23 protein-coding genes and 1 tRNA gene are annotated in these 26,956 nt (G+C 69.4%); 19 read left to right on the top strand and 5 right to left on the bottom strand.

Annotated elements, in window-relative coordinates; translation table 11 throughout:
- Position 1: 1 nt before the first annotated feature.
- Positions 2-1,543 (top strand): sodium:solute symporter family protein, encoded by a 1,542-nt coding sequence (locus H181DRAFT_RS08565; RefSeq protein ID WP_107068707.1) that lies wholly within the window; start codon positions 2-4, stop codon positions 1,541-1,543.
- Between the two features lie 222 nt (positions 1,544-1,765).
- On the opposite strand, the gene H181DRAFT_RS08560 is transcribed toward H181DRAFT_RS08565, so the two are convergent.
- The gene (locus H181DRAFT_RS08560) at positions 1,766-3,652 is read right to left on the bottom strand and encodes a RiPP maturation radical SAM C-methyltransferase (RefSeq protein WP_158715424.1); all 1,887 of its coding nucleotides are present in this window, start codon (positions 3,650-3,652) and stop codon (positions 1,766-1,768) included.
- 535 nt (positions 3,653-4,187) lie between these two features.
- On the opposite strand from H181DRAFT_RS08560, the gene H181DRAFT_RS28310 reads away from it, so the two are divergent.
- From H181DRAFT_RS28310 to H181DRAFT_RS08525, 7 genes are all read left to right on the top strand, one after another.
- Positions 4,188-5,438: an arsinothricin biosynthesis radical SAM protein ArsL gene (locus H181DRAFT_RS28310; RefSeq protein WP_139131681.1), complete on the top strand. Its 1,251-nt coding sequence runs from the start codon at positions 4,188-4,190 to the stop codon at positions 5,436-5,438.
- 29 nt (positions 5,439-5,467) lie between these two features.
- Positions 5,468-6,727, top strand: coding sequence for a GNAT family N-acetyltransferase (locus tag H181DRAFT_RS08550; protein WP_139131680.1), 1,260 nt, complete (start codon positions 5,468-5,470; stop codon positions 6,725-6,727).
- A 32-nt stretch (positions 6,728-6,759) separates the two neighbouring features.
- Complete coding sequence (locus H181DRAFT_RS08545) at positions 6,760-7,866, top strand: GTP-binding protein (protein ID WP_052708504.1); 1,107 nt, start codon at positions 6,760-6,762, stop codon at positions 7,864-7,866.
- A 15-nt stretch (positions 7,867-7,881) separates the two neighbouring features.
- A complete protein-coding gene (locus H181DRAFT_RS08540; protein WP_045863688.1) occupies positions 7,882-8,676 on the top strand; it encodes a methyltransferase domain-containing protein in 795 nt (264 codons plus the stop codon).
- Between the two features lie 85 nt (positions 8,677-8,761).
- Positions 8,762-9,850 (top strand): inorganic phosphate transporter, encoded by a 1,089-nt coding sequence (locus H181DRAFT_RS08535; protein ID WP_045863687.1) that lies wholly within the window; start codon positions 8,762-8,764, stop codon positions 9,848-9,850.
- Between the two features lie 11 nt (positions 9,851-9,861).
- Entirely contained in the window at positions 9,862-10,194 is a 333-nt protein-coding gene (locus H181DRAFT_RS08530; RefSeq protein ID WP_045863686.1) for an ArsR/SmtB family transcription factor, read from the top strand.
- Positions 10,195-10,287: 93 nt separating this feature from the next.
- Positions 10,288-11,565, top strand: a complete 1,278-nt coding sequence (locus H181DRAFT_RS08525; protein WP_045863685.1) for an ATP-grasp domain-containing protein — start codon at positions 10,288-10,290, stop codon at positions 11,563-11,565.
- 34 nt (positions 11,566-11,599) lie between these two features.
- Here H181DRAFT_RS08525 and H181DRAFT_RS08520 read toward each other — a convergent pair whose 3' ends face one another.
- Positions 11,600-12,706 carry a permease gene (locus tag H181DRAFT_RS08520; RefSeq protein ID WP_158715423.1) on the bottom strand — a complete coding sequence of 369 codons (1,107 nt, stop codon included), beginning with the start codon at positions 12,704-12,706 and terminating at the stop codon, positions 11,600-11,602.
- Between the two features lie 335 nt (positions 12,707-13,041).
- Here H181DRAFT_RS08520 and H181DRAFT_RS08515 point away from each other — a divergent pair, with 335 nt between their 5' ends.
- Positions 13,042-13,368, top strand: coding sequence for an ArsR/SmtB family transcription factor (locus tag H181DRAFT_RS08515; protein WP_045863683.1), 327 nt, complete (start codon positions 13,042-13,044; stop codon positions 13,366-13,368).
- A gap of 31 nt (positions 13,369-13,399) precedes the next feature.
- Here H181DRAFT_RS08515 and H181DRAFT_RS08510 read toward each other — a convergent pair whose 3' ends face one another.
- Entirely contained in the window at positions 13,400-13,822 is a 423-nt protein-coding gene (locus H181DRAFT_RS08510) for an arsenate reductase ArsC (protein WP_045863682.1), read from the bottom strand.
- An 83-nt stretch (positions 13,823-13,905) separates the two neighbouring features.
- Here H181DRAFT_RS08510 and H181DRAFT_RS08505 point away from each other — a divergent pair, with 83 nt between their 5' ends.
- Complete coding sequence (locus H181DRAFT_RS08505) at positions 13,906-14,241, top strand: ArsR/SmtB family transcription factor (protein ID WP_045863681.1); 336 nt, start codon at positions 13,906-13,908, stop codon at positions 14,239-14,241.
- Entirely contained in the window at positions 14,238-15,353 is a 1,116-nt protein-coding gene (arsB, locus tag H181DRAFT_RS08500) for an ACR3 family arsenite efflux transporter (protein WP_045863680.1), read from the top strand. Before H181DRAFT_RS08505 ends, arsB begins: the two co-directional genes overlap by 4 nt.
- A gap of 220 nt (positions 15,354-15,573) precedes the next feature.
- Here arsB and H181DRAFT_RS08495 read toward each other — a convergent pair whose 3' ends face one another.
- Positions 15,574-15,930: an ArsR/SmtB family transcription factor gene (locus H181DRAFT_RS08495; protein ID WP_045863679.1), complete on the bottom strand. Its 357-nt coding sequence runs from the start codon at positions 15,928-15,930 to the stop codon at positions 15,574-15,576.
- Positions 15,931-16,075: 145 nt separating this feature from the next.
- Between H181DRAFT_RS08495 and H181DRAFT_RS08490 the strand changes: the two genes are divergently transcribed.
- Both H181DRAFT_RS08490 and H181DRAFT_RS08485 read left to right on the top strand, forming a co-directional pair.
- The gene (locus tag H181DRAFT_RS08490) at positions 16,076-17,152 is read left to right on the top strand and encodes an NAD(P)-binding domain-containing protein (RefSeq protein ID WP_254666764.1); all 1,077 of its coding nucleotides are present in this window, start codon (positions 16,076-16,078) and stop codon (positions 17,150-17,152) included.
- 41 nt (positions 17,153-17,193) lie between these two features.
- Entirely contained in the window at positions 17,194-17,664 is a 471-nt protein-coding gene (locus H181DRAFT_RS08485; protein WP_045863678.1) for an ArsI/CadI family heavy metal resistance metalloenzyme, read from the top strand.
- Positions 17,665-18,130: 466 nt separating this feature from the next.
- Here the strand turns inward: H181DRAFT_RS08485 and H181DRAFT_RS08480 are convergent.
- A tRNA-Leu gene (locus tag H181DRAFT_RS08480) sits at positions 18,131-18,214 on the bottom strand.
- Between the two features lie 375 nt (positions 18,215-18,589).
- Here H181DRAFT_RS08480 and H181DRAFT_RS08475 point away from each other — a divergent pair.
- The 6 genes from H181DRAFT_RS08475 to pknB all read left to right on the top strand — a co-directional run bounded on the left by H181DRAFT_RS08475 (position 18,590) and on the right by pknB (position 26,754).
- Complete coding sequence (locus tag H181DRAFT_RS08475) at positions 18,590-19,414, top strand: FhaA domain-containing protein (protein WP_045863677.1); 825 nt, start codon at positions 18,590-18,592, stop codon at positions 19,412-19,414.
- Positions 19,415-19,424: 10 nt separating this feature from the next.
- Complete coding sequence (locus H181DRAFT_RS08470) at positions 19,425-19,934, top strand: FHA domain-containing protein FhaB/FipA (protein ID WP_045863676.1); 510 nt, start codon at positions 19,425-19,427, stop codon at positions 19,932-19,934.
- A gap of 23 nt (positions 19,935-19,957) precedes the next feature.
- Entirely contained in the window at positions 19,958-21,577 is a 1,620-nt protein-coding gene (locus tag H181DRAFT_RS08465; protein WP_045863675.1) for a Stp1/IreP family PP2C-type Ser/Thr phosphatase, read from the top strand.
- Between the two features lie 16 nt (positions 21,578-21,593).
- Entirely contained in the window at positions 21,594-22,988 is a 1,395-nt protein-coding gene (locus H181DRAFT_RS08460) for an FtsW/RodA/SpoVE family cell cycle protein (protein ID WP_045863674.1), read from the top strand.
- Positions 22,989-23,142: 154 nt separating this feature from the next.
- Positions 23,143-24,606, top strand: coding sequence for a peptidoglycan D,D-transpeptidase FtsI family protein (locus H181DRAFT_RS08455; RefSeq protein ID WP_045863673.1), 1,464 nt, complete (start codon positions 23,143-23,145; stop codon positions 24,604-24,606).
- 198 nt (positions 24,607-24,804) lie between these two features.
- Positions 24,805-26,754: a Stk1 family PASTA domain-containing Ser/Thr kinase gene (pknB, locus tag H181DRAFT_RS08450; protein ID WP_045863672.1), complete on the top strand. Its 1,950-nt coding sequence runs from the start codon at positions 24,805-24,807 to the stop codon at positions 26,752-26,754.
- The last annotated feature ends 202 nt before the right edge of the window (positions 26,755-26,956 follow it).

Below are 26,956 nucleotides of genomic sequence, written 5' to 3'. Positions count from 1 at the left end.
CATGAACAAGATCGCCGAATCCAGCTCCATCTACCTGTTCGTCTTCCTCGGCTCGCTGGTGCTCATGCTCGCCCTGGGCATCTGGGTCGCCCGCCGCAACCGCACCGGTGAGGACTTCCTCCTTGCCGGACGGCGGCTGACCATACCCTTCGTCACGGGCAGCGCGCTCGCCACGCTCGTCGGCACCGGGTCCAGCCTCGGTGCGGTCAGCCTGTCGTACACCAACGGCTGGGCGGGAGCGCTGTACGGGCTGGGCGGCGCGGTAGGGATCTTCTTGCTGCTCTGGCTGTTCGCCGACGTCCGCGAGCACGGCTTCATGACGTTCCCGGAGGAGATGAGCTACTACTACGGGGCGAACCGGATAATCAAAGGCGCGGTCGCAGTGGTCCTGTTCCTCGCCACGGTCGGCTGGCTCGGGGCCCATATTCTCGGCGGGGCGCTGTACTTGTCGTTCCTCACCGATATGGACATGACTCTCGCCAAGATCGTCGTCGCGGTCGGTTTCGGCCTGTACACGGTGATCGGCGGCTACTGGGCCGTCGTGGTCACCGACATGGTGCAGGGCACGATCCTGTTCCTCGGATTCTCCGTGATAGCCGTCCTGGCGCTCGTCAAGGCCGGTGGCTTCGATGCCGTCAACGAGAAGGCGCCTGCCGAGGCGACGTCCTTCCTCGGCGTCGAGACGCTCGGCACCGTACCGGCGATCTCGATGGCCCTGGTGATCGCGGTAGGCGTACTCGCCACGCCCTCCCACAGGCAGCGGATCTACTCGGCGAACAGCACGCGGACAGCGCGCCGCAGCTTCGCACTGGTCGGAGTGCTGTTCGCGGCCTTCGCCATCACCCCGCCCATCGTGGGGCTCTCCGCCCAGACCCTGCGCCCGGGCATGGACAATCCCGACCTGGCGTTCCCCGCCCTCGCCACCGAGGTCTTCCCCGTGTGGGTCGGCGCGCTGCTGCTCGTCTCCGGCCTCTCGGCGACCATGTCGTCGGGGGACTCCGAAGCGCTCACCGGCGTGACGATCTTCCTGCGCGACGTCATCAAGCTGGTGACGGGGAAGATGCCGAAGGCGGACAACATGGTCGTCTACTCACGGATAGCCCTGGTCGCGGTGCTGCTGTTCGCACTCGGAGGCGCCCTGCTGGCGGAGACGATCATCGAATACATCACGACGATGATCGCGACAGTGCTCACCGGTCTGCTGATCGCCGCGCTCCTCGGCAAGTTCTGGAACCGCGCCACATGGCAGGGCGGCCTGGGCGCGATCGTCGGAGGCGCGGCCGCGGCGACCGCCGTCAACCTCAGCGACTCCCTCACCGAGTACTGGGGCAACCCGGTGATCCCGTCACTGGCCGTGGCCCTGCTCGTGGGCGTACTGGTCAGCCTGGTGACTCCGCGCCGGACGATCAGCGATGCGGAAGCGCTGCGACTGCTCGCCGTCGAACGGGCGGAGCTCGATGTGGGAACGCAGTTGCGCACCGGGGACAGCACTCCGCAGCCCGCCCCCACCGCCCCCGACGAGACCACCCCTGACCGCTCGTGACAGCCCTCGGGGACGTACCGGCGCGGGAGCGGAGGCGTGGTCGGAACGCTCCTGCTCAGGGCTACCTCGCCGTAAGGCAGCCACCCCTCCCGATAACCGTCGACAAGAACGAGCAATTGAGGAGGATCGGCTGCGAGGTGGCGGTCACGGAGCATGCCTGCCCGCTGCTATTCGAATAGCACGGCGAGAGTCCGTACGAGCTGAACGCGGTGCATTGCTCCTCTACAGGTGGGGATTCTCCGGTAGCGCGAGCGCGAGGTACTTCCCGTCTTCGCTGACCATCAGACCGGTGTCACAGCACTCGTCGAGGAACGACGTCACCCCGTCCAGTGCCACGTCGGCGCCAGCGTCGAGAAGGTCCTGGTGGAGACGCTTGGCGCTGTGCGCTGTGTCGCCACATGCCTCGTACGCTTCGGCCCTCCAGCCCTCGACCACGGTGCGCTGCTCCTGGCCGGTGCGCCTGTCGACGACTTCGAGCCGACCGGGGAGGCGGCGGTAGACGAGAGTCGGCGACTCCTGCTCCCGCCACGTCGCGCGCCATTCGCCCACTGCGGAGTAGAGCGACTCGCGGGCTCCCTGGGAGGCCACGGCATCCGTGTCGTAGTCGAAGTAGTAGGCGATCTTGGAGTGGTCGAGGGTGTCCGGATAGATGTAGCCGTAGCAGGTGCGGGGGCGCACGTTCGACAGGCCGAGGGACGGGTCCGTGAAGTACGGGCTGAAGCGTTCCAGCCAGATCACCCCGCCGCAGGCCGGGGGCTGAAGATGGTGCAGCAGCGGCACCGTCCGGGCCTGCTCCTCGTAGTCGGCGTCGGTCTCCCCGGGGAAGCCGCTGAGGATGTTCCAGTCGACTGTGATGCCGTGATAGCGCGCCCACTTGAGCAGACGGACGTTGATCAGCTTGGTGGAGCCCTTCCGCATCAGGTCGAGGACGTGGGTGCTCAGGCTCTCGATGCCGGGCTGGATGCGGTGGATTCCCGCACGCTTGAGGACGGCGAGATGGGCCCGTGTCAGGTTCGCCTTGACCTCGTAGAAGATCTCGACGTCCCAGTGCCGCGACGCGAGGTCCGTGCACAGCGTCGACAGGTGCTTCATGTCGAGGATGTTGTCCACGGCTTCGACGTGGGTGACGGGATGCTTGCTCAGCAGGCTTTCGAGTTCCTCCATGGCCCGGGCCCCCGACTTGGGGCGGAAGCCCATGCCGAGTGCGTTGAGGCCGCAGAAGGTGCAGTGGTGCTTCTGCCCCCACCAGCAGCCGCGGGAGAACTCGACGAGCAGCTTGACCTGCGCGTCGCCCAGGATTGCCGTTTCGCCGTGCCGTCGCAGGCTCGCGAAGTAGTCGGAGTAGTCCGGAACGGGGAGGGTGTCGAGGTCCTGCGTGCGCGGGGACTCCCCGGTCGGGACGGTCGCACCTCTGGATCGCACTCCGGGAAGACCTGCGCGGTCGCCGGCGGCGATGCGGTGCAGAAGCGCCGGGAAGGCGATGTCCCCTTCTCCCGTCACGACGTGGTCGATCCAGGGGAGGGCCCTGAGGTACTCCTCGCCCATCTCCCCGTCGAAATTGGCCCCGCCGTAGACGACGTGCAGCTCGGGATGGCGTTCCTTCAGGATGCGGCCCATGGCGAGTGAAGCGGTGTTCTGCAGGAAGGTCGAGGAGAAGCCGACGACGTCGTAGGACCCCCAGTCGACCTCCTCCGCGCAGCGGGCCAGCCACTGGGGCAGGACTTCACGGCGCAGAGCGCTGATCTCGGCGCGGCCACCTCCGGTGACGTCCCGCCAGATGTTCTCCACCTCGTGGAACTCGGCGTGATAGTCCTCCTCGGGCCGGACGTCCCCGACAGCGGCGTAGGAGAAGAGCCACTCGCCGAACTGGTGCAGACGCTCACCCCCCGCCTCGGCGATGCCCGTATAGGTCTCCGGACCCACGACGGCCGCCAGTTCGACGTTGAGGTAGTGCACAGCGCAGTCGTGACCGGCCTCCCGCACGACGGACGCGAGAAGCCCGCACTGGATGGACGGCGTGTCGGAGCGCGCCCACGGCATGTTGACGAGTGCGACCCGCAGTCGCCGCGCCGGAGCACCGAGCGTCTGCTGTGGCTGGGGTGATCCCACCAGGGGGAGCGTCTTCGGCGACATGCCAGTCCTCTCGGGTCCGGATCTGTCCGTACCGGCGTCGCGGACACGCGGTGCGGACGCCGAGTGGAGCCGTGGTTCGAACTGGGTCTGGCTTGGAGAGTCCGTCAGGAGTGTAGGGACGCCTCCGTCGTGTGGGAAGCCCTCGGCACGGGATCACGATCGAAGAATGCCGATGGAGCCTCACGGGCCACACGCGAACCACCGACTGCGAGGAATCCGGCCCCCGGGGATCACACTTCCACCCAGGCGGAGGGCAAGCGAGCTCAATTCGACTTCTGAAGTCGGCACATGACGAGATTCAGGCACCGCCCCGGGACGCCGTGCGGGCCCTGGCGGCGGCGCACCGAACCTGTCGTCAACAGGGTCGTCGCGGTCGGCTCCGTATCGGTCTATTGACATGTATCGCTAGAGGCGGCAATGTTCCGGCCGTCCCGAGCCTTCGCTCACCGACAGGGCACAGCGCGTTTAGCACGGTTCGCTTTCTTGGATTGACTCACTCCCGGGGGGAAGTGTGACTCAGCCACGTGTGCTCGTCGCCTCCGCTTTCGAAGCGGAGATGCAGCCTCTGACCTGTGCGTACGCGGCAGCTTCCCTGCAGGCTCACGACGTGGAGACCGTCGGCTGGGACGCGCACTTCCAGCCCGATGCCTTCCCTGAAGGCCCGTTCGACCTGGCCCTGGTGTCGGTCCAGCAGTTCGAGGGGCTGGAGCGCGGCCTGAGCCTGGCACGTGAGCTCAAGGAGCGGTTCGCCACCACCGTCGTGGCGTTCGGCCAGTACGCGCAGATGAACCACCGCGAGTTCCTCAAGGCGGCGGACGCCGTCGTCATGGAGGAACCCGAGCTCATCGGCGAGGAACTGTCCGACCTGGCGCGCGGCACGCGCGACCTGCACGCGGTCCCTGCCCTGATGACGTCCCGGGGGATGCGCCCCAGGCCGCCCCGCCGCCGGATCTCCGTGGCCGCGCCCGCCCGTGATCTCTTCCCCTCCCTCGTCCACTACCCCGCCCACCACTCGCCGTTCGGGCTGATGGGGAACATCGAGGCGTCCCGCGGCTGCCACCACAAGTGCACCTACTGTTCCGTCTACGGCGCCTACGACGGCGGTGTCGCCGTCTACGAAGCCGACAGCGTCCTGGCCGACGCCCTCCAGCTCGCGGACGAGGGTGTACGCCACTTCTGCTTCATCGACGCGGAGTTCTTCAACTCCCGCACGATCGGCGCCGGAATCGTGGAACGGCTCGCGGACGCCGTCGGCCCGATCACGTTCGAGTTCACCACACGGGTCGACCACGTCCTGAGCTATCCACGTGAGCTGGAGAAGCTGGTCTCCCTCGGACTGCGCCGCGTCACCTGCGCCCTGGAGTTCCCCTCCGACCGCGTCCTGCGCATCTTCGACAAGCACATCGACGTCGACCACATGCGCCAGGCGGTCGTCGAGGCCAGACGCATCGGCTTCGAGCTGTATCCGACGTTCATCCCCTTCACCCCCTGGGTCGAGTACGAAGAACTGCTCGGCTTCGAGGACTGGCTGGTGGAGGCAGACCTCGCCCACGTCACCGACCCCACCGCCCTCCAGACCCGGCTGCTGCTGTTCAAAGGCTCGCCGCTGCTGTCCTCACCGTGGATGGAGGACGTCGCGACCGTCGACCGCGGCTTCTGGACGGAGTGGACGCACCCCGACAGGCGGGTCGAGGAGCTGTGGCAGCAACGAAGATCCGACGCGGAGGACGCGGGCAGGGTCCGTTGCTGCGTGAAGTGCTGACCGGTCCCTCCCACCCGAAGGAGCCCGAGATGGGCGGATCACCTCGCGTCGTCGTCTCCACCGGCCAGGCGCTTCCGCGGATGGGCTGGTCCGAGGAGCTCACCGACCTCACCGATGCCTGGCCGTATCTGGGCCCCACCTGGCTGGCGGCCACCGAGAAGGCCCTCCCGGAAGCCCAGCCGTGGCACACCGTCGCCACCCGCGCCCGCGGGGAGCTGGCCGTCCTGCCCGGATACGTCCTCGCCTCACCCCCGGTGGTCGACCACGAACCCCGCACCTACCTGGGCCGGCAGGCTCCCACGGGTGAGGAGGTCTGCTGCGGAGCGGAGACGGACTCCGCACGCAGCGCCGAGATCGACGAACTGGGCACCGAGCCGTTCTTCCCCACCCTGCTGCTGGGTTCCCCGCTCGGCTACCGCACCGAGCCCGCGTACAACTTCTGGACGCCCACCCTTGTGGGGACCCTCGTGGAGAAGCTGGTTCCCGCCGCGTTCGACGCCGGCGTCCGCTGCGTCCTCGCGCCCTGGATCCCCGACCGGCGCGTCGGCCGGGACCTGGTGACCGCCCTCGACTCGGCAGGCGGACACCACTGCTTCTGGGGGTACGAGGACTTCCTGAGCCTCGACGCCCCGGACTGGGAAGGCCACCTCGCCGCCCTCCCCCTGAAGAAGCGTCAGCGCATCAAGGCGGACGTCCGCAAGGCCGCGGCCGCCGGCATCACCATCGAGCGCGCCGACGGCACCGGCATACGCCCCTACGTCGAGCGCATCGCGGAGCTCACCTGCCTCAACCGTGAGAAGAACGGCGCCGGCGAGGAGCCCGGCCACATCGCCGGCATCCTCTCCGCACTCATCGACGAGGGAGCGGACGTACGGGCCTACCTCGGACGCAAGAGCGGTGAGCTGGTCGCCAGCTGCGTCACCGTACGCAAGCACCACCGGCTCTTCCCCAAGTGGGCGGGCTTCGACTACGCGGCCATCGGCGAACGCAGCGGCGTCTACTTCGCCCTCGTCCTCGACGCCCCCGTGCGCGACGCCTACGCCGAAGGGCTGCGGACCGTCGAGTTCGGTGCCGGCGCTCACCGGGCGAAGGTTCTGCGCGGCTGCACGCCCCGCGCCATGACCACGTCGCTGCTGCTCTCCGATCCGAACCTGCGTCCCCGGGCGGCCGCTTGGCTCGACGCGTTCGGATCGAGCAGGCACAGCGCGTTCGGGGACGCGGTGCCGTCCCGTCCCGCCGCGCCGCCGCTGCTGAGCGAATCGTCCGGCGGCTGCTGCTCCGCCGGTTGATCCGACCTCCGACCCACGAGACGGGGAATCACATGATCACCTTCATTCCGCTGACCGGGTTCCTGGGCGCGGGCAAAACCACGACCATGACCACGACCGCCCTGGCCCTGCAGGAGAAGGGCCACAGGGTCGCCGTCATCACCAACGACCAGGGTGTGGAGCTCGTGGACACCCAGCTCGTACGCAGCAAGCTGGACAGCGTCGCGGAGGTCACCGGCGGGTGCTTCTGCTGCAAGTTCGAGGATCTCGTCGAGGCGGTGGTCGCCCTGACCGGCTCCGACGGCGTCGACACGGTCATCGCCGAGGCCGTCGGCAGCTGCACCGACCTGCAGGCCACCGTGGTACGGCCGCTGCGCCGCTACTACGGCGACAACATGGTCGTCGCACCCCTGACGACCGTCGTCGACCCGCTGCGCCACCGGGCCTTCGAGCGGGCGGCGCAGCGCGGTGAGCCGGAGTCGGACCTGTCCTACCTCTTCCGGCAGCAGCTCACCGAGGCTGACGTGATCGCCGTGAACAAGCTCGACACGATCACCGGCGACCAGGCCGACGAGCTGCTGCCCGGACTGCGGAAGCAGTACGGCGACGCCGCCGTCGTGGGCTACTCGGCGACCACAGGCGAGGGCGTGGACACACTCCTGGCTGCCTGGGAGGCACCCGCGGGAAACCAGGCGGTGGACCTGGAGGTCGACTACGACCGGTACGCCGCGGCCGAGGCCCAGCTGGCCTGGATGAACCAGGAAGTCGAACTGTCCGCCGACGGCGAGGAGTTCGACGCGACGGACTGGGCCCGTACGGTCCTCGCCCGTCTCTCCGGCTGGGCAGCGGAGCACGGTGCGGTGATCGGACACGCGAAGCTCACCGTGGACGACGGCACCGGCGAGTTCGCCAAGCTGAGTCTCACCGAAGCGGGTGCGACGCCCACCGTGGACAGCGTCCTCGCAACCGCCGTGGCCGACGCCCGCGCGGTCGTCAACGCCCGCGTCGCGTGCGAACCGGACGACCTCGACCGCGCCGTCACCGACGCCGTGGCAGCGGCCGACGAGGCCACCGGAGCCCGCTCCTCAGCCACCTCACCGGTGTCGTTCAAACCCGGCTATCCCCGTCCCGTGCACCGCCTCGCCCCCGCCGGCGCCTGACCGAAGGACCCGTCCATGACCGACACATCCGGCACCGCCGCGAAGCTCCAGGACGAAGTGCGCGCCTACTACCGCTCCAAGGCCGACGAGGCCGGGACGGACGGTTCCTGCTGCTCACCCGACCCGGAGACCTTCGGGCCCGCCGCCTACCAGGACGTTCGGCCAGGGGCGGCGACGGACGCGGCTCTCCTGGCCAGCCTCGGCTGCGGCAACCCCACCGCCGTCGCCGAACTGCGCGAAGGCGAGACCGTGCTCGATCTGGGGTCCGGAGCCGGTCTCGACACCATTCTCAGCTCCCGCCGCGTCGGCCCCGACGGGCGGGTCTTCGGCCTGGACTTCCTGGAAGAGATGCTCGCCCTGGCCGCCGCGAACGTCGCGGACGCAGAGGCCGACAACGTGGTGCTCCTCAAGGGCAGCATCGAGGCCGTTCCGCTGCCGGCCGGAACAGTCGACGTGATCATCTCCAACTGCGTGATCAACCTGTCGGTCGACAAGCCCGCCGTCTTCGCCGAGATGGCCAGGGTGCTGGCACCCGGCGGACGCCTCGGCATCAGCGACGTCGTCGCCGAAGACCGCCTCAGCCCCGAGGAGCGCGCCGAACGCGGCAGCCACAGCGAATGCATCGCCGGTGCTCTCTCCGTCTCGGAGTACGTGGAGTTGCTGAGCGCCGTCGGGCTGAAGGACGCCGAAGTCGAGTTCACCCAGGAGGCCGCGGACGGCCTGCACGCCGCGATCATCCGGGCCCGCAAACCGGCCGACGCCCGGACGGAACCCGCCCTGCCGGAGGCAGGAGGCAGCTCCTGCTGCTGACCCGTGGAACACGCCCCGGGGCCAAGGCCCGTCCGCGGCCCCGGTGTTCAGTCGTCCGTCCTTCACCTGCGATGGAGACACCCCCATGTCCTTCACCACCGTGCTCGTCCTCGTTCTCGTCGCCGCACTGGCCGCGGCCAACGGCGGCAACGACGTCCCCAAGGGCGTCGCCACTCTCGCGGGAGCGGGGGTGACGAAGTACCGCACGGCCATCCTCTGGGGGACCGTGACCACGTTCGCCGGATGCGTCTGCTCGCTGGCGCTCGCCGAGAAGATGACGAAGCTCTTCTCCAAGGGCATCGTCACGGCCGAGCCCACCGAGGCGTTCGCCGTCGCCGTCCTGGCGGGCACCGTCAGCTGGGTCGCCCTGGCCACGGTGCTCCGCCTGCCGGTCTCCACGACGCACGCGTTGATCGGTGCGCTGCTCGGCGCGGGAACGCTGTTCGCCTCCAGCAGCATCGCCTGGAGCGCGATCCCCATGAAACTGGTGATCCCCCTGCTCGTCAGCGTCGGCGTCGCCTACGGGATCTCCTTGCTGCTCGCCCTGCTCTTCCGGAACGGCGACAACTCCGGTGCGCGGAACGCCTCCTCGGCGGACAGCAGTGACGTGGAGCCTTCCCCGGGCCCGGGTGGCGCCGCTCCCGGCACCGCGGCGCTTCTCACACCCGAGGCCTCCGCTGTCTCCTCCCCTCCCGCCACCGCCGGGGCCCCGGACCGGAGACTGACCGCGCTCCACTGGACGACCAGCGGCGCCACCGGCTTCGCCCGCGGCCTCAACGACACCCCGAAGATCGTCGCCATCGGCGCCTTCGCCCTCGTACCGGCCGGCATGACGACGTGGCAGGTGGCGTTGCTGGTCGCCGTCGCGATGGCGGTGGGGTCCCTGACCGCCGGCATGCGCGTGGCCGAACGGCTGGGGGAGGGCGTCATCCGCATGAACCACAAGGAGGGGTTCCTGGCCAACCTCACCACGGCCACGCTGGTGGGCCTCGGCGCCGGCTACGGACTTCCCATGTCCACCACGCACACCTCGACCGGTGCCATCGCCGGATCCGCCGGCGCCGACGTCAGCCGTCTGAGCGGCAAGACCCTCCGCGACTTCCTCGTCGCCTGGATCGTCACCCCGCCCTTCGCGGCGGCAGTCGCAGCCGTCGTCTTCCTGATCGCCCGTTAGGCCCGCTACCCATGTCCGACCGTCCACTCGCACAGGAGACCCTCGCCGAGTACGCCGGCTGGTTCCGGGCCCTGTCCGACCCCACCCGCATCCTCATCGTCGACTTCCTGACCCGGCAGCCCCGCCCCGTCCCGGCGGGCGCCGTCGTGGACCACCTGAGGATGAGCCAGCCCACCGTCTCCCACCACCTGCGGACGCTCCACCACGTGAGGATCGTGACCCGCCACCGCGCGGGCGCCAACATCCTCTACGCGGTCGACGCCCGGTGCTCCACCGAACTGCCCCGGGCCGCCGCCGAACTGCTCGGCGCAGCGCCCGGGCAACAGGCATCCTCCGCACAGTAGTCCGCGCCCGCACCCGACTGCCCATCCCGCACGCGGCCCGACTGCCCACCCCGCACGCGGCCTCACCGCATCCCCGAGAGGACGACGCACGACATGGCCACCCCGGACCAGCCCGCCCAGCCGGAAACCGCCGACGAGTCCGCACCCCTGCTCCTGCTCGTCGGCAGCGGCGACCGCCGGTACCGCGAATACATGGTGGCCGCCGTCGCCCGCCACTTCAGGCTCTGGCTGCTCGACGCCCCGGAGCCCACCTGGCAGCTCCCCTACGTCCAGGGCACCACCCGGGTCGACACCCGCGACCCGGACGCCCTCCACGCTGCTGCCGCGCCCGTGACCGCCCGGCACACGGTGGCCGGCGTCTTCACCTACGACGAATCGCTCGTGCACTCCAGCGCCCTGCTCGCCCAGAGGCTCGGTCTGCCGGGTGCGTCACCGGAATCGGTACTCGCCTGCCGGGACAAGGCGACGACCCGGGCCCTGCTGACGGGCGCGGGCGTGCCCCAGCCGGCCTCCATCCCCGTCTCGACAGCACAAGAGGCCCGAAAGGCAGCCGACCGCATCGGATATCCCGTGGTGGTGAAGGCCCGCGGCCTGGGCGGCAGCATCGGCGTCATACGCGTGGACGGCCCTGCGCCGGTGGAGGAAGCCTTCCACTCGGCAGCCTCCGCGCAGTGGCCGGGCGTACCCCGCTACGCCGCCGACGTCCTGGTCGAGGAATTCCTCACGGGCCCGGAGATCAGCGTCGACTCCGTCGTCGGCTCCGGGGCCGTGACCCCCATGGTCCTCGCACGCAAACAGGTCGGCATGGAGCCCTACTTCGAGGAGACGGGACACACGGTCGACCCCGCGGATCCCCTGCTGGCGGACGCGGAGCTCGTCGAGCAGCTCGGCCGCATCCACCGAGCCCTCGGCTTCGAACACGGCGCCACCCACGCGGAGTTCAAGCTCACCCCCGACGGGCCGCGGCTCGTCGAGATCAACGCTCGTCTCGGCGGCGACTTCATCCCCTGTCTGGGGATGCTCGCGAGCGGCACGGACCCCTCGGTCGCTGCCGCGAGCACCGCGGCCGGCCTCGTCCCGGACACGAGCCCGAAGACGGGACGTACCGCGGCCATCCGCTTCCTGTACCCGGAAGCCGACTGCGAGGTGGTCGAGGCCGTCGTACGCACGGACCTGCTGGGGCCGACCGTGCACAAGGCCGTGGCCACGGCAGCGACCGGGACCAGGCTGGCCCTCCCGCCCCGCGGCTACATGTCCCGCTTCGGCCACGTGATCGCCGTCGGGGACGACTCCGAGCAGGTCGCGGCGGATCTGGCCGATCCGCGCCGGCTCATCGAACTGCGGTCGCGCCCCCTCGGCGAGGAGGCGTGAGACCGACGGGCCCGGGGGGAGAGGCCCGCCGGTCTCACATGAAGGGGAGGGCCACCAGGCCGAGCCCGATGCTCCCTAGGAAGCCCACCCCGAGGTAGAAGGCGAAGACCGGCAGCTTCACGACGCTCTTCACGGCCACCATCGCCGGAATCGTGGTCACCGCACCGCCCAGGAGGAACGTCACCCCCGCGGCGGCCACCATCCCCTGGTTCAGCAGACCCTCGACGACGGGGATGGCTCCGACACCGTTGAGGTAGAGCGGGACGCTCACGGCCCCTGCGAGCAGCACGGAGACCACGCCCTCCGTGCCCAGGAGGGAGGAGACGACGTCGTCCGGCACGTAACGGATGATCAGCGCCTCCAGGACGATGGCCAGCAGCAGCCATCGCCCCAGGTGGATCGAGTCGCCCCAGATCTCCTTGAGGATCTCCACGGGCTTGAGGTTCTTCACGTCCCGCCGGACCAGCACGCGCCACGGTGTTCCGTCGTCGTCCGCCAGCGGGTCCGCCTCCGCCTTCGCGGAAGCGGAACAGCCGCCCCCGGAGGCGGTGTCCTCGGCGGCTTCCTTCGAGGACACCGCCGTCGTACCGGCGCCTCCCGCGGTCACCGCCGCAGGGGCCTGCGCGGCCGAGCAGGACGCCGTACCGCCTGCGGCATCGCTCTGGCCGCACGTCGCCGTGGCAGTCCGCGGCTTCGAAGCCGCCAGCAGCGGATCCCGGAAACGCCCTCGCCGCTCCAGCGCGAGAACGACCAGGCCGGCCCCGAAGCTGAGAACCAGCGCTCCCACCAGCCGCGCCGTCGCCACCGGGAATCCGAGCTGGGCGGCGGAGAGCGCGTAGATCTCGGGATCCATCGAGGGGGAGGCGATCCAGAAGGACATCACCGCCGACAGGGGTACGCCCGCCATGAGGAACCGGCGGATCAGCGGGATGACGGTGAAGGAGCAGAAGGGGCTGAAGGCGCCGATGGCTGTCACGACGGCGACCCCCGCGATCCCCCGCCGGGAGAAGCTGCGCCGGGCGACGACGTCGATGGAGAGCCGCTGCACCGATATGCCGAGGATGACCGCGACCAGGAACCACGGAAGGTAGTGCAGGACCTCCCGCAGGATGAACACGACGAGCGCCTGCACTTCACTCACTGGTGACCTCTGTGGGCTGGACGACACGGTGGCAGTCGAGCGGGAGGCCGGGCTCCGGCACCCCCTGGGTACGACGCCAGGACCTCAGTTCATCGAATATCGAAGATAAACGATGGAAGCCGTCGGCACCACCGCTCGTCGCTCATCGGCGGTCCGGACCGGGCCCGCACACGGAGCCTCCCGCGCACAGCTCCGTCAACAAGAGCAATACCAGGGTGTTCCCCGAGAGGCATCGGCCAGAACCGGCCACTCCCGAACACCTGCGGACAGGCCCGGAATCCCGTCTTCTGGTCGTCGATTCGATCGGCTAGCATCGATAAGCAATGAGCGGAACCATGAACGCCCAGCTGATCGACCGGAGCACGGCCGAGTCCTACGCGACCTGGTTCAAGGCCCTCTCCGATCCGACGCGTGTGCAGATCCTCAACCTCCTCGCGCTCGCCCCGGAGGCGATGAGCGTCGGGGAGATCGTGGAACAGGTCGGCGTCGGGCAGTCGACCGTCTCCCACCACCTCAAACTGCTGGCCGACGTGCGCTTCGTCTTCCGCGAGCGCCGGGGGACGTCGATCCTGTACTCGATCAACGTCGCCTGCGTTGCGTGCTTCCCGAGTGCGGCCGACGCCGTCATGGGACGGCCGGGCGCCGCCCGGGACATCGACTGAGACCCACCCCTGCCGGGTCGGCAGCCTTGCGTCAGCGGACACCGGGCCCGTCGTCCGGGGCGATCTCGGAGATGAGCTCCTCGATGCGGCGCTTGATCTCGTCCCGGATGGGCCGGACGGCCTCGACTCCCTGACCGGCCGGATCCTCCAGCTTCCAGTCGAGGTAGCGCTTGCCCGGGAAGACCGGGCAGACATCGCCGCACCCCATGGTGATGCACACGTCCGAGGCCCGCACAGCATCCACTGTGAGCACCTTCGGCGTCTCCGCGGCGATGTCGATGCCGGCCTCCCGCATCGCTTCGACGACTGCGGGGTTGACCGCCTCCGCCGGAGCGGATCCGGCGGAGCGCACCTCGACGCGCTCACCGGCGAGGTGCGTCAGCCAGGCAGCGGCCATTTGCGAACGGCCGGCGTTGTGCACGCAGACGAAGAGCACGGAAGGCTTCTCGGACATGACGGTCCTCTCCCCTGGGCGAACGACCCCGAAGCATCAGCCGTGACTGGTATCAGCATTCGATGATGTGACACTATCAGTTCATGCTGACATCAGCGGAGGCTGAACTGACGCCTCCGGACCTCGACCTGCTCCGCGTGCTGGGGGACCCGCTCCGGCTGCGGATCGTGACCCTTCTCGCCCGCGAGACGCTGTGCACCACGCACTTGGTGGAGGAGACCGGAGCACGGCAGACGAACCTGTCCAACCATCTGCGGGTCATGCGGGACGCCGGACTGGTGGAGACGGAGCCATGCGGCCGTTACACGTACTACAGATTGCGGCCGGACGTCCTCGGCTCGCTGGCCGGCTCGTTCAGCGAGCTGGCCGAGACCGCACGCACGACGACCGAGACGGATCGCAAGAGGCCGTGCCTGTGACGGATACCCGGACCGGCACTGCCCCCGCAGCAGACACACCGCCCGAGACCGGGGTCGTCGGCAGGCTCTCCACCCTGGACCGCTTCCTCGCGGTGTGGATCCTGCTCGCCATGTCCCTCGGACTCGGACTCGGACGGACCGTCCCGGGTCTGGACGACGCACTGAGCGAGGTCGAGATCGGAGGCATCTCCCTGCCGATCGCCGCCGGCTTGCTGATCATGATGTATCCGGTGCTGGCCAAGGTGCGCTACGACAAGCTGGACGCGGTCACCGGCGACCGGAAGCTCATGGTCTCCTCGCTGACCGTCAACTGGGTTCTGGGCCCGGCCGTGATGTTCGCCCTCGCCTGGATCTTCCTGCCCGACCTGCCCGAGTACCGCACCGGCCTGATCATCGTCGGCCTCGCCCGCTGCATCGCGATGGTCGTCATCTGGAACGACCTGGCATGCGGAGACCGCGAAGCCGCCGCCGTCCTCGTCGCCCTCAACTCCGTGTTCCAGGTACTCGCCTTCGGCCTGCTCGGCTGGCTCTACCTCGACCTGCTGCCCGGCTGGCTCGGACTGGGAAGCGGCGAGCAGCTCGGCATCTCCCTGTGGAAGATCGCCTGGAACGTCGTCGTCTTCCTCGGCGTCCCGCTGCTGGCCGGGTTCCTCACCCGCCGCCTCGGCGAGCGGAAGACGGGCAGGGAGGCGTACGAGAACCGGTTCCTGCCGAAGATCGGGCCGTTCGCGCTCTACGGCCTGCTCTTCACCGTCGTGATCCTCTTCGCCCTGCAAGGGAAGACGATCACCTCACAGCCCGTGGACGTCGTCCGCATCGCACTGCCCCTGCTGGCCTACTTCGCGCTCATGTGGTTCGGGTCCTTCGCCCTCGGCATGGCCATCGGCATCCCCTACGACCGCACTGCCGCATTGGCGTTCACCGCGGCAGGCAACAACTTCGAGCTGGCCATCGCGGTCGCTGTGGCCACCTTCGGAGTCACCTCCGGCCAGGCCCTCGCCGGCGTCGTGGGCCCGCTGATCGAGGTTCCCGTCCTGGTCGCCCTTGTCCACGTCTCCCTGGCCTTGCGCAGGAGGTTCGGGTCTGCCGCACAGGAGGCCGTGGCCCGGTGAGCGGTACGGCCGCCCGGCGTGGAGACTCCCCGGAGCGGACCGGTCGTCCCGATGCTCAACCGACCAGAGGGCTGCGGCGTTCGATCAGCACCACGTCGCGCCAGGTTCCGTGGTGCTGTTCGTCGTCGTGGTCCATGGCGATCACTCCTGATCCGTGTTCGGGACCGCCCCGACAGCCCCGGCGGACGGCGCCACCGACGGTGGCGCCGTGCACAGCAGGTCAGCCGGATACGGAGAAGCTCTGCGCGAGGGAAGCCATCACGCTCGGGGCGACGCGGTAGTACACCCAGGTGCCACGCCTCTCGGACGTCAGGAGTCCGGCCTCGCGCAGCTTCTTCAGGTGGTGGCTGACGGTGGGCTGGGAGACACCGACATCGGAGATGTCGCACACGCACGCCTCTCCGTCGGCGTGTGCGGCGATCTGGGAGAAGAGCCGCAGCCGGACCGGGTCACCGAGCGCCTTGAACATCGCAGCGGCCCGCTCCGCCTCCTCCACGGTCAGGGGCCGCTCGTTCAGCGGTGGGCAGCAGGGCTCCACTTCTGTCTGTATCAGCGGCAACGCGGCGGGTTTCGACATGCATCTATTTTGACACATGTCGAACAGTTGTCGCGCTTCCCGGGCATGCCATTTTGACGCCTATCTAAGTTGACGCCTGTCGAAACAAGTGTGAAGCTGGCCGTGCAGGCCATAGACAGAAGTCGAACCAAGCAGGTGAACCACCGTGGACGACCCCACTGCCGCACTGCCTACTGTGGTGATCGGAGCCGGCCCGGTCGGCTCCCGCAGGGGACGGGACCGCGTCGTCGACGCCGGGCGTGAGGAGCAGCCCTTCACCGTTCACGTAGTCACGGCGGACGGGAGTCAGGAGCGTCTGACCGCACGCGCTGTCATCGACGCTTCCGGTGCCTGGTCCATCCCGGGACCTCTCGGGAGCGACGGCCTTCCCGCTCCCGGGGAGCGCACCGCCGCTGGCCGGATCGCCTACCGCGTTCCGGATCTTGCCGACCCCGCGGCACGGGCCCGCTACGCGGGTAAGCGCACCGCCGTGATCGGCTCGGGCCCCTCAGCGTTCACCGCCCTCGCCGGGCTCGCCGACCTGGCGAAGGAGCAGCCGGGCACCCGCACTTCTTGGATCCTGCGTCGGGGCATCGGCGAGAACACCTTCGGCGGCGGCGAAGCCGATGAGCTGCCCGCGCGCGGCGCCCTGGGCCTGCGAGCCAAGGCCGCCGTCGAGGACGGATACGCCGCAGCAGTCACCGGATTCCGTACCGCTGCGGTGGAACAGAAGGACGGCCGCCTGGTTCTCGTGGGCGAGGACGGCCGCCGCCTGCAACCGGTCGACGAGGTCATCGTCCTGACCGGTCTGCGGCCCGACCTGTCGTTCCTCGGCGAACTGCGCCTCGGCCTCGATGAGCGGCTCCAAGCACCGGTGGCGCTGGCCTCGTTGATCGATCCCGACGTCCACTCCTGCGGCACCGTCCACCCGCACGGCGCGAACGAGCTGACCCACCCCGAGAAGGACCTCTATCTGGCCGGGATGAAGAGCTACGGCCGGGCTCCGACCTTCCTCGCCATGACCGGCTACGAGCAGGTCCGCTCCATCGCCGCCGCCCTCGCCGGAGACCACGAGACAGCTGAGCGCGTGGAGTTGACGCTGCCGGAGACCGGGGTCCGCGGCGGAGCCGGGCTCCTCGACGAGACCGCAGCACCCGCGGCCGGCCCGTCCGAGGACAGCGGCGGCTGCTGCGGACCCCCGGCGGCCCCGGAGCTCCAGCGAGCCGGCGCCCGCCCCCGGTAACGCGAGACCTGAACATCGGCCCACCACCAAGGAGGTACGTCATGGCACGCCTGCAACTCGCGCTCCGCGTCCCTGATCTCGACGCGTCCATCGTCTTCTACAGCAAGCTCTTCGGCGCCGAACCCGCGAAGGTCCGGGAGGGCTACGCCAACTTCGCGCTGACCGAGCCGCCGCTCAAGCTCGTCCTCATCGAAGGCGACGCGGGAGAGGAGACCCGCATGGATCACCTCGGAGTCGAAGTCGAATCCTCCGACGCTGTGAAGGGGGCCGCGACCCGGTTGAGCGACGCCGGCCTGGCCACCTTCGAGGAGAACGACACCGAGTGCTGCTACGCGCTCCAGGACAAGGTGTGGGTCCACGGCCCCGGCAAGGAGCCCTGGGAGGTCTACGTCGTGAAGGCCGATGCCGGCAACCTCGCCAAGCAGCAGGGCAGCGCGTGCTGTGACGGCGCCGGTGAAGAGGAGCGAGATGAAGCCCTCACCCCGGTCGCCGCCAAGGGAGGTTGCTGCTGACGCGCGGCGCGAGGCTCCGGAGGACAGCGGGGCCGCGACCGGTACGGGGGACCGGTCGCGGCCCCGCTTCGCCCCGCCCGCTCCATGCGTCACCAAGATCGCTACCGCCCCGCCCGTCTCCGCCCTTCTCGGCGAGGGGTGATGCCCGCTGGATCCGTCGTGGGTACGGGCCCGGAGCCGGTCATCGCCCAGCCCCCAACTTCCCCGTTTCCGTGGTGACTTGGCCGTGGACACCCACCGGCTGCTTCGCGCCCACCCCGGCGTGATCAACGCCCGCCGGTCCAGTTGAAGATCATCAAGTGAGGCCCGTTCTGGGCACTTCACCCCGGTACGTCCTCTATGCGCAGAACCGAGCATTCAGGCAGGCCGGACGCCCTGGCACCGACACCGGCCCCGGAGCCGTCCGCTCAACGCGAAACGGGCCCCCACCGGGACTTTCGTCCTGGTGGAGACCCGTTCTCCGCTGTGCGCGAGGGGGGAGTTGAACCCCCACGTCCTTTCGGACACTGGAACCTGAATCCAGCGCGTCTGCCTATTCCGCCACCCGCGCATCGGGCTCCCCGCCTGAGCGAGGAAGACGATCGCCGGGCTCCTTGCGGGCGCCCGCCGACGTCCAAAAGATTAGCACGCTGGTGGCGGTGGCTTCACATCCGTATGCACCCGCACAAGGCCCGTCGCTTCCGTGCACTGGCTGAGGGACACTTGCCGCGGGGACCCTACGATCCATGCGAGGGTGTGACGGCGCCCGGAGGGGTGTGTGAGAGGTGACACTCCTCCGCCGGGGCCGAGCGGGGAACCACCCGTTTTCCTCACGCGTGGATACGATCAGTAAGCAGTACCGGGAACCACCGGAACACAGCATGCGCAAGCCCGGAGAGACTGGGAGGCGCACTAGAGCCGAGGGCATCTGGGAAGGAGGTGCAACGTGGGAGTTCTGAAGCGCTTCGAGCAGCGACTCGAGGGTCTCGTCAACGGCACCTTCGCGAAGGTGTTCAAGTCCGAGGTGCAGCCCGTGGAGATCGCGGGCGCCCTCCAACGTGAATGCGACAACAACGCGACCATCTGGAACCGCGAGCGCACTGTCGTGCCGAACGACTTCATCGTCGAGCTGAGCGCACCCGACTACGAGCGCCTCAGCCCGTACTCGGGGCAGCTCGGTGACGAACTCGCCGGGATGGTGCGCGAGTACGCGAAGCAGCAGCGCTACACCTTCATGGGGTCGGTCAAGGTCCACCTGGAGAAGGCGGACGAACTCGACACCGGGCTGTACCGCGTGCGCAGCCGCACTCTCGCCTCCAGCTCCTCGCAGCCGCAGCGCGGCTCCGGTGCCCCCAACAACGCCTATGGCGGGCAAGGCGGTTACCCCCCGGGCCCGGGGCCCGCGGGCGCGCCGCCCATGCCGCCCGGACCGCCCCCGGGGTACGCCCCCGGCGCGGGCGGCAGCGGCGGCGGCCCGATGCCGCGCACCGAGACCCGGCGCTGGATCGAGATCAACGGCAACCGCCACCAGATCTCCCGCCCGACCCTCGTTCTGGGCCGCAGCACCGAGGCCGACGTGCGCGTCGACGACCCCGGGGTCTCCCGCAGGCACTGCGAGATCCGGGCGGGGGAGCCGTCCTCGATCCAGGATCTCGGGTCGACGAACGGCATCGTGGTGGACGGACAGCACACCACGCGCGCTACGCTCCGCGACGGCTCGCGCATCGTCGTGGGCAGCACCACGATCATTTACCGGCAAGCCGAAGGGTGAAGCGGGGGCAATGTCAGAGCTGACCCTGACGGTCATGCGGTTGGGATTTCTCGCCGTACTGTGGCTGTTCGTCATCGTGGCCGTACAGGTCATCCGTAGCGACCTCTTCGGCACCCGCGTGACTCAGCGCGCCGCACGCCGTGCCGAGGACCAGCGTGCTCAGCCGCGCCAGCCGGCCCGGCAGCAGAGCGGCAGGCGCGGGTCCGGCGGCGGGCGCGGGCGCAACGTCCCGACCAAGCTCGTCGTCACAGAGGGGTCGTTGACCGGTACGACGGTCGCCCTGCAGGGTCAGACCATCACGCTCGGACGCGCGCACGACTCCACGATCGTGCTGGATGACGACTACGCGTCCAGCAGGCATGCCAGGATCTACCCGGACCGTGACGGCCAGTGGATCGTCGAGGATCTCGGGTCCACCAACGGCACGTATCTCGAACGGACCCGGCTCACCACTCCGACGCCGATCCAGCCCGGGGCGCCGATTCGCATCGGCAAGACGGTCATCGAGCTGCGGAAGTAGTTACAGATCATGACGACCGGAGGGTGGGCACCGTGCGGATGTACCCGGAGCCGACGGGCGAGGTGCGCATGAGTCTGTCACTGCGCTTCGCCGCCGGATCTCACGACGGCATGATCCGAGAGCACAACGAGGACTCGGGCTACGCCGGTCCGCGGCTGCTCGCCGTGGCCGACGGCATGGGCGGGCAGGCCGCCGGCGAGGTCGCCAGCTCCGAGGTGATCTCCACCATCGTGCAGCTCGACGAGGACATCCCCGGATCGGACATCCTCACCTCGCTCGGCGTCGCCGTGCAGCGTGCCAACGAGCAGCTGCGCGTCATGGTCGAGGAGGACCCGCAGCTCGAGGGCATGGGCACCACGCTCACGGCGCTGCTGTGGACCGGGCAGCGGCTCGGCCTCGTACACGTCGGCGACTCCCGCGCCTATCTGCTCCGCGACGGCCAGCTCACGCAGATCACCCAGGACCACACCTGGGTGCAGAAGCTGGTCGACGAGGGGCGGATCACCGAGGAGGAGGCCACGACCCACCCCCAGCGCTCGCTGCTGATGCGCGCGCTGGGCAGCGGGGACCACGTCGAGCCCGACCTGTCGATCAGGGAGGTGCGCGCGGGGGACCGGTACCTCATCTGCTCCGACGGGCTCCCCACCGTCGTCAGCCCGCAGACGATCGAGGAGGCCCTGGCCAGCTACCAGGGCCCTCAGGAGACCGTCCAGGAGCTGATCCAGCTCGCGCTGCGCGGTGGCGGCCCGGACAACATCACGTGCATCGTCGCGGACGTCGTCGACGTCGACGAGAACGACGCCCTCGGCAGGCAGCTCAACGACACCCCTGTCGTGGTCGGCGCCGTCGCCGAGTCGCAGACCCCGCTGGGCGGCGACGTGGGCGCCATGCGCACGCCCGCGGCCCGTGCCGCGGAGCTCGGGCGAGGCGCCCAGTCCGTACCGCAGCAGGGCGCGCCCGGTGAGGGCTTCGGGCCTCCCGGCAGCGGCGGCACCGTCGCGGGCCCGCCGCACGGCAGCTTCGGCGCCTACACCGACGAGGACTTCGTCAAGCACCGCGGGCGCGGCCGGTGGCTCAAGCGCTCCATGTGGATCGCGCTGATCCTCATCATCGTCGGCGGCGGCCTCTACGGCGGCTACCGCTGGACACAGACCCAGTACTACGTGGGCGCCAACGACGACCACATCGCGCTCTACCGCGGCATCAGCCAGGAACTCGCCGGCATCAGCCTCAACGAGGTCTACCAGGACCGCCCCGGAGTCGAACTCAAGTACCTCCCCGGCTACCAGCGCAACCAGGTGCGCGAGACGATCGTCGCCGGCAGCGCCTCCGAGGCCCGCGACAAGGCCGACGAGCTGGAGGAGCAGGCGGAGGTCTGCCGCATCGTCGCCGAGCAGCGCGTCGAGCCCCCGAAGGACGAGGGCGGCAAGGACGAGGGCGGCAAGAAGGACGAGCAGAAGCCGGGCGACGGCAAGACCGGAGAGGCCGCGGGCGCCGCCGACGGCACCTCCCGTGCCGCCGCGCGCCAGGCCGGTCAGAGCACCAGCCAGGACAACTCGCGCAGCAGCGACGACACTCCGTCACCGAGCCCGAAGCTCACGGAGAAGCAGCAGCAGCTCGCCAAGCAGTGCACCGCGCCGTAGGGGGGCTCCGGCAGCAATGAGCAGCAACATCACGACCAACACCGGCAGCAACACGACCGTCTCGCCCGGAGGCCTGCCCAGCCGCCGCAACACCGAGCTGGCGCTGCTGGTCTTCGCCGTGCTCATCCCCGTGTTCGCCTACGCCAACGTCGGTCTGGCGAAGGACGGTTCACTCCCCGCGGGCATGCTCGGCTACGGGCTGGGGCTGGGTCTCCTCGCCGGCGTCGCGCACATCGTCGTACGCCGCTGGACGCCGTACGCCGACCCGCTGATGCTGCCGATCGCGACGCTGCTCAACGGCATGGGTCTCGTGCTCATCTACCGGCTGGATCTGGAACCGCTGCCCGGCGGTGCCGCCGCCCCGACGCAGTTGATGTGGTCGACGCTGGGCGTCGGGCTCTTCGTGGGTGTGCTGGTCTTCCTGAAGGACCACCGCGTCCTCCAGCGCTACACCTACATCTCGATGGTGACGGCGCTGATCCTGCTGATCCTGCCGGTGTTCTTCCCGGCCCGCTTCGGCGCCCGCATCTGGATCACGATCCCCGGCGTCGGATCCCTTCAGCCCGGCGAGTTCGCGAAGATCATCATCGCCGTCTTCTTCGCCGGCTACCTCATGGTCAAGCGGGACGCCCTGGCGCTGGCCAGCCGCCGCTTCATGGGCCTGTACCTGCCGCGCGGCCGCGACCTGGGCCCGATCCTCGTGATCTGGGGCCTGTCCGTCCTGATCCTGGTCTTCGAGACCGACCTGGGCACCTCGCTGCTCTTCTTCGGCCTCTTCGTGGTGATGCTGTACGTCGCGACGGAACGCACGAGCTGGATCGTCTTCGGGCTCGGGCTGACCATCGTCGGCGCCGTCGCCGTCGCCAGCTTCGAACCCCACGTGCAGAGCCGCGTCGACGACTGGCTCGACCCGATGCAGGCGTTCGAGAACGGCTCGGAGCAGCCGGCGCAGGCGCTGTGGGCCTTCGGTTCGGGCGGCACCCTCGGATCGGGTCTCGGCCAGGGCTTCTCCCGGCTGATCGGGTTCGCCGCCAAGAGCGACTACATCTTCGCGACCGTCGGCGAGGAGCTCGGACTGGCCGGTGTGATGGCCTTCCTGCTGCTGTACGGCCTCCTCGTGGAGCGCGGCATCCGCACCTCGCTGGCGGCCCGCGACCCCTTCGGCAAGCTGCTGGCCGTCGGCCTCTCCGCGGCCTTCGGCATCCAGGTCTTCGTCGTCGCCGGCGGCGTCATGGGCCTCATCCCGCTGACGGGTATGACGATGCCCTTCCTGGCGCAGGGCGGCTCGTCCGTCATCGCCAACTGGGCGCTCGTCGCCATCCTTCTCAAGATCAGCGACACGGCCAGGCGGCCGGCGCCGGCGCCCGCGCCCTCGCCCGACGCCGAGATGACCCAGGTGGTCCGGACATGACCGTGCCCGCGTACGGAACGACGAGCGTCCTCGGCGGCACGGCCGGGAACGCGACGGCCGCCGCGAACGTCAACGCAGAGGCGGGCGAAGGCGGTTGCGGCTTCGCTGCCGCCGCTTGCGCCCTCCCCCAACGACCCGCAAGAGGTGAAGCACTGTGAACAAGCCACTGCGCAGGATCGCGATCTTCTGTGGCCTGCTCGTGCTGGCCCTGCTGGTCCGCGACAACTGGATCCAGCTCGTCCAGGCGGACGAGCTGAAGACCGACCCGAAGAACCGCCGCGTCGCCATCGCCCGTTACGCGCAGCCGCGCGGCAACATCATCGTCGACGGCAAGTCGATCACCGGGTCGAGCGACACCAAGAGCGGCGACTTCCGGTACAAGCGCACGTACAGGAACGGCCCGATGTGGGCGCCCGTGACGGGCTACGCCTCGCAGGCCTTCGGTGCGACGCAGCTGGAAGCCCTCAACGACGGCATACTCACCGGCGACGACGACCGGCTGTTCTTCAACCGCACCATCGACATGCTCACCGGCAAGCAGCAGAAGGGCGGCAACGTCGTCACGACGCTGAACGCCAAGGCGCAGAAGGCCGCGTACGACGGACTCGGCAACAGCAAGGGTGCCGTCGCCGCCATCAACCCCAAGACGGGCGCCATCCTCGCTCTCGCCAGCAAGCCGTCCTACGACCCGTCCAGCTTCGCCGGCAACGGTGACAAGGACACGAGCGCCTGGTCGAAGCTGCAGAAGCAGAAGAACGAAGACGAGCCGATGCTCAACAGGGCCCTGCGGCAGACGTATCCGCCCGGTTCCACGTTCAAGGTCGTCACCGCCGCGGCCGGCCTGGAGAGCGGCAAGTACGACCTGGACGGCAAGACCGACACCCCGGACCCGTACCGGCTGCCCGACTCCAGCACCGACCTCGGCAACGACGGCAACATCCCCTGCGAGGACGCTTCGGTGCGTGACGCGCTGCGCTACTCGTGCAACACCGTCTTCGCGAAGATGAGCAACACCCTCGGCAACGAGAAGATGATCGAGATGGCGGACAAGTTCGGCTTCAACAACAAGGAGCTGGACACGCCGGTACGCGCGGCCGAGAGCGTCTACCCCAAGGACAACAAGCCGCAGAACGCCATGGCCGGCATCGGCCAGGCCAGCAACAGGACCACGCCGCTGCAGATGGCGATGGTGGCGTCGGCGGTCGCCAACAACGGTTCGCTCATGAAGCCGTACATGGTCGACCAGCTCCGCGCCCCGAACCTCAACGTCGTCCAGCAGCAGAAGCCCGACGAGCTGAGCCGCCCGGTCTCGTCCGAGACCGCGCAGAAGCTCCAGCAGGGCATGGAGACCGTGGTCGAGAAGGGGACGGGCTCGCGGGCCCAGATCCCCGGCGTGGTCGTCGGCGGCAAGACGGGTACCGCCCAGCACGGCGAGAACAACAGCAAGAACCCCTACGCGTGGTTCATCTCCTACGCGAAGGACAAGGACGGCTCCTCGCCCGTCGCGGTCGCCGTCGTCATCGAGAGTTCCGACACCCTCCGCGACGACATCGCGGGCGGCGCCCTGGCCGCTCCGATCGCGAAGAGCGTGATGAACGCCGTACTCGAAGGCAAGTGATGACGCACACAGTGCCCGCACGAAACCCGCTCCTCCTGGCCGTGCCAGGGGAGGCGCCACCCGGGGCACCGCACGGGGTGACGGCCGTCACCCCGCTCTGGACCGACTCGCCCGACCGGGCGGGTACCGTGTCCCGAGCAGCACACCGCCGTGCCGTACACCAGATACGGGCCGGACGAACGGAGAGGGCTGGAGACTATGGAAGAGCCGCGTCGCCTCGGCGGCCGGTACGAGCTGGGCTCAGTGCTCGGCCGCGGAGGCATGGCCGAGGTCTATCTCGCCCATGACACGCGGCTGGGCCGGACTGTCGCGGTCAAGACGCTCCGCGTCGACCTCGCTCGTGACCCCTCGTTCCAGGCCCGGTTCCGCCGCGAGGCCCAGTCGGCCGCTTCGCTCAACCACCCGGCGATCGTCGCGGTGTACGACACGGGCGAGGACTACGTCGACGGGGTCTCGATCCCGTACATCGTGATGGAGTACGTGGACGGGTCCACCCTCCGCGAACTTCTGCACTCCGGCCGGAAGCTGCTGCCGGAACGCGCCATGGAGATGTGCATCGGCATCCTCCAGGCCCTCGAGTACTCGCACCGCAGCGGCATCGTCCACCGCGACATCAAGCCGGCGAACGTCATGCTGACCCGCAACGGCCAGGTCAAGGTCATGGACTTCGGCATCGCACGGGCCATGGGCGACTCCGGTATGACGATGACGCAGACGGCCGCCGTCATCGGCACCGCCCAGTACCTCTCCCCGGAGCAGGCCAAGGGCGAGCAGGTCGATTCGCGCTCCGACCTGTACTCCACGGGCTGCCTGATCTACGAACTCCTCACGAACCGCCCGCCGTTCGTGGGCGACTCCCCCGTCGCGGTCGCCTACCAGCACGTGCGGGAGGAACCCCAGCCCACCACCGTCTTCGACCCCGAGATCTCGCCCGACATGGACGCGATCGTCATGAAGGCGCTGGTCAAGGACCCCGACTACCGGTACCAGAGCGCGGACGAGATGCGGGCCGACATCGAGGCGTGCCTCGACGGCCAGCCCGTCGCCGCGACCGCCGCCATGGGCGCGGTCGGCTACGGCGGCTACCCGGACGACCAGCCCACCACGGCGCTGCGCGCACAGGACGCGCAGACGTCGATGATGGCGCCCGTCGGCGACGACGGCTACTACGACGACGGCCGGGGGCGCCGCCGCCAGCAGAAGAGCCCCGTCTCGACGATCCTCCTCGTCCTCGCCGCGGTCTTCATCCTCGTCGGGGCGATCTTCGTCGGGAAGACCCTCTTCGGCGGCCCCTCCGACCGGGTCGAGGTGCCGCAACTCGCCGGCCAGACCTTCGAGCAGGCCAAGAGCTCCGGCAGCAACGGCGGCTTCAAGGTCGTGAAGGGCGAGCCCAAGTACTGCGAAGAGCAGAAGAAGAACCTCGTCTGCGACAGCGACCCTCCCAAGGACACGAAGATCGACCGCGGTGACACGGTCACCGTCTTCATGTCGAAGGGGCTGCCGCCGGTCGCCGTGCCGAACGTCGAGGGCACGCAGTACGAGGAGGCGAAGCAGAAGCTCGAGGCCGCCGGGTTCAAGGTCGACCGGAAGAACCAGGAGTCCGACCAGGAGCCGGGCACCGTCCTCACGCAGAACCCCAACGGCGGCGGCAAGGCGCCGAAGGAATCGACGGTCACCCTGACCGTCGCGCAGGAGCAGACGACCACCGTCCCGCCGGTCGTGGGCAAGAGCTTCGACGAGGCGAAGGCGCAGCTGGAGCAACTCGGCTTCACCGTCGCCAAGACCGAGGTGGACGACGCGTCCAAGCCCGCCAACACGGTCCTGAAGCAGAAGCCGGGGGCCAACGGCCAGCTCGCCGAGGGCGGGCAGGTCACCCTCACCGTCTCCAAGGCTCCGGACGACGAGCCGGCCACCGTCCCGGACGTCACGAACCAGCTGGTGAAGGACGCCCGGAAGACGCTCGAGGAGGCGGGCTTCAAGGTCGAGGTCCGCAACGCGCCGGACGAGAACAACGCGACAGTGATCACCACCGCCCCCGCGGCCAACACCCAGGGCAAGAAGGGTGACACCGTGGTCATCGTCGCGCGGCCGGGCGCCCCTGACGACGGGGGCGACGACGGAGGCTTCTTCGGCGGTCCCGCCGGCTGAGGCCCGGCCGCGAGCGTCTCGCTCGTGCTTGTGCGATCTGCCCGCTGCTCCCGCCGGCTCACAGTCGGCCGGAGCGGCGGGCAGTTCCGTTACCGGAACCGCCGTGCCTTCCGCCGCCCCGCACGCCGCCTCAACTGACGTGCGGCGCGGGCGGATTGACGCTTCGCGCTGCTACCGGAAGCCGAAGTGGGAGCGGGCGGCG

The organism is Streptomyces sp. WMMB 714 (genome assembly GCF_900090125.1).
Lineage (GTDB): Bacteria > Actinomycetota > Actinomycetes > Streptomycetales > Streptomycetaceae > Streptomyces > Streptomyces daqingensis.
The sequence above is the reverse complement of the archived record's forward strand: the minus strand, read 5'-3'. Positions and strand labels throughout refer to the sequence as shown.

Bases quoted from the DNA above. Each gene is read 5' to 3' on its own strand.
- H181DRAFT_RS08545 (WP_052708504.1), top strand. From the start codon at position 6,760: ATGATCACCTTCATTCCGCTGACCGGGTTCCTGGGCGCGGGCAAAACC.
- H181DRAFT_RS08540 (WP_045863688.1), top strand. From the start codon at position 7,882: ATGACCGACACATCCGGCACCGCCGCGAAGCTCCAGGACGAAGTGCGC.
- H181DRAFT_RS08515 (WP_045863683.1), top strand. From the start codon at position 13,042: ATGAACGCCCAGCTGATCGACCGGAGCACGGCCGAGTCCTACGCGACC.
- H181DRAFT_RS08485 (WP_045863678.1), top strand. From the start codon at position 17,194: ATGGCACGCCTGCAACTCGCGCTCCGCGTCCCTGATCTCGACGCGTCC.
- pknB (WP_045863672.1), top strand. From the start codon at position 24,805: ATGGAAGAGCCGCGTCGCCTCGGCGGCCGGTACGAGCTGGGCTCAGTG.
- H181DRAFT_RS08535 (WP_045863687.1), top strand. From the start codon at position 8,762: ATGTCCTTCACCACCGTGCTCGTCCTCGTTCTCGTCGCCGCACTGGCC.
- H181DRAFT_RS08525 (WP_045863685.1), top strand. From the start codon at position 10,288: ATGGCCACCCCGGACCAGCCCGCCCAGCCGGAAACCGCCGACGAGTCC.
- H181DRAFT_RS08565 (WP_107068707.1), top strand. From the start codon at position 2: ATGAACAAGATCGCCGAATCCAGCTCCATCTACCTGTTCGTCTTCCTC.
- H181DRAFT_RS08550 (WP_139131680.1), top strand. From the start codon at position 5,468: ATGGGCGGATCACCTCGCGTCGTCGTCTCCACCGGCCAGGCGCTTCCG.
- H181DRAFT_RS08510 (WP_045863682.1), bottom strand. From the start codon at position 13,822: ATGTCCGAGAAGCCTTCCGTGCTCTTCGTCTGCGTGCACAACGCCGGC.
- H181DRAFT_RS08470 (WP_045863676.1), top strand. From the start codon at position 19,425: ATGTCAGAGCTGACCCTGACGGTCATGCGGTTGGGATTTCTCGCCGTA.
- H181DRAFT_RS08460 (WP_045863674.1), top strand. From the start codon at position 21,594: ATGAGCAGCAACATCACGACCAACACCGGCAGCAACACGACCGTCTCG.
- H181DRAFT_RS08495 (WP_045863679.1), bottom strand. From the start codon at position 15,930: ATGTCGAAACCCGCCGCGTTGCCGCTGATACAGACAGAAGTGGAGCCC.
- H181DRAFT_RS08505 (WP_045863681.1), top strand. From the start codon at position 13,906: ATGCTGACATCAGCGGAGGCTGAACTGACGCCTCCGGACCTCGACCTG.
- H181DRAFT_RS08530 (WP_045863686.1), top strand. From the start codon at position 9,862: ATGTCCGACCGTCCACTCGCACAGGAGACCCTCGCCGAGTACGCCGGC.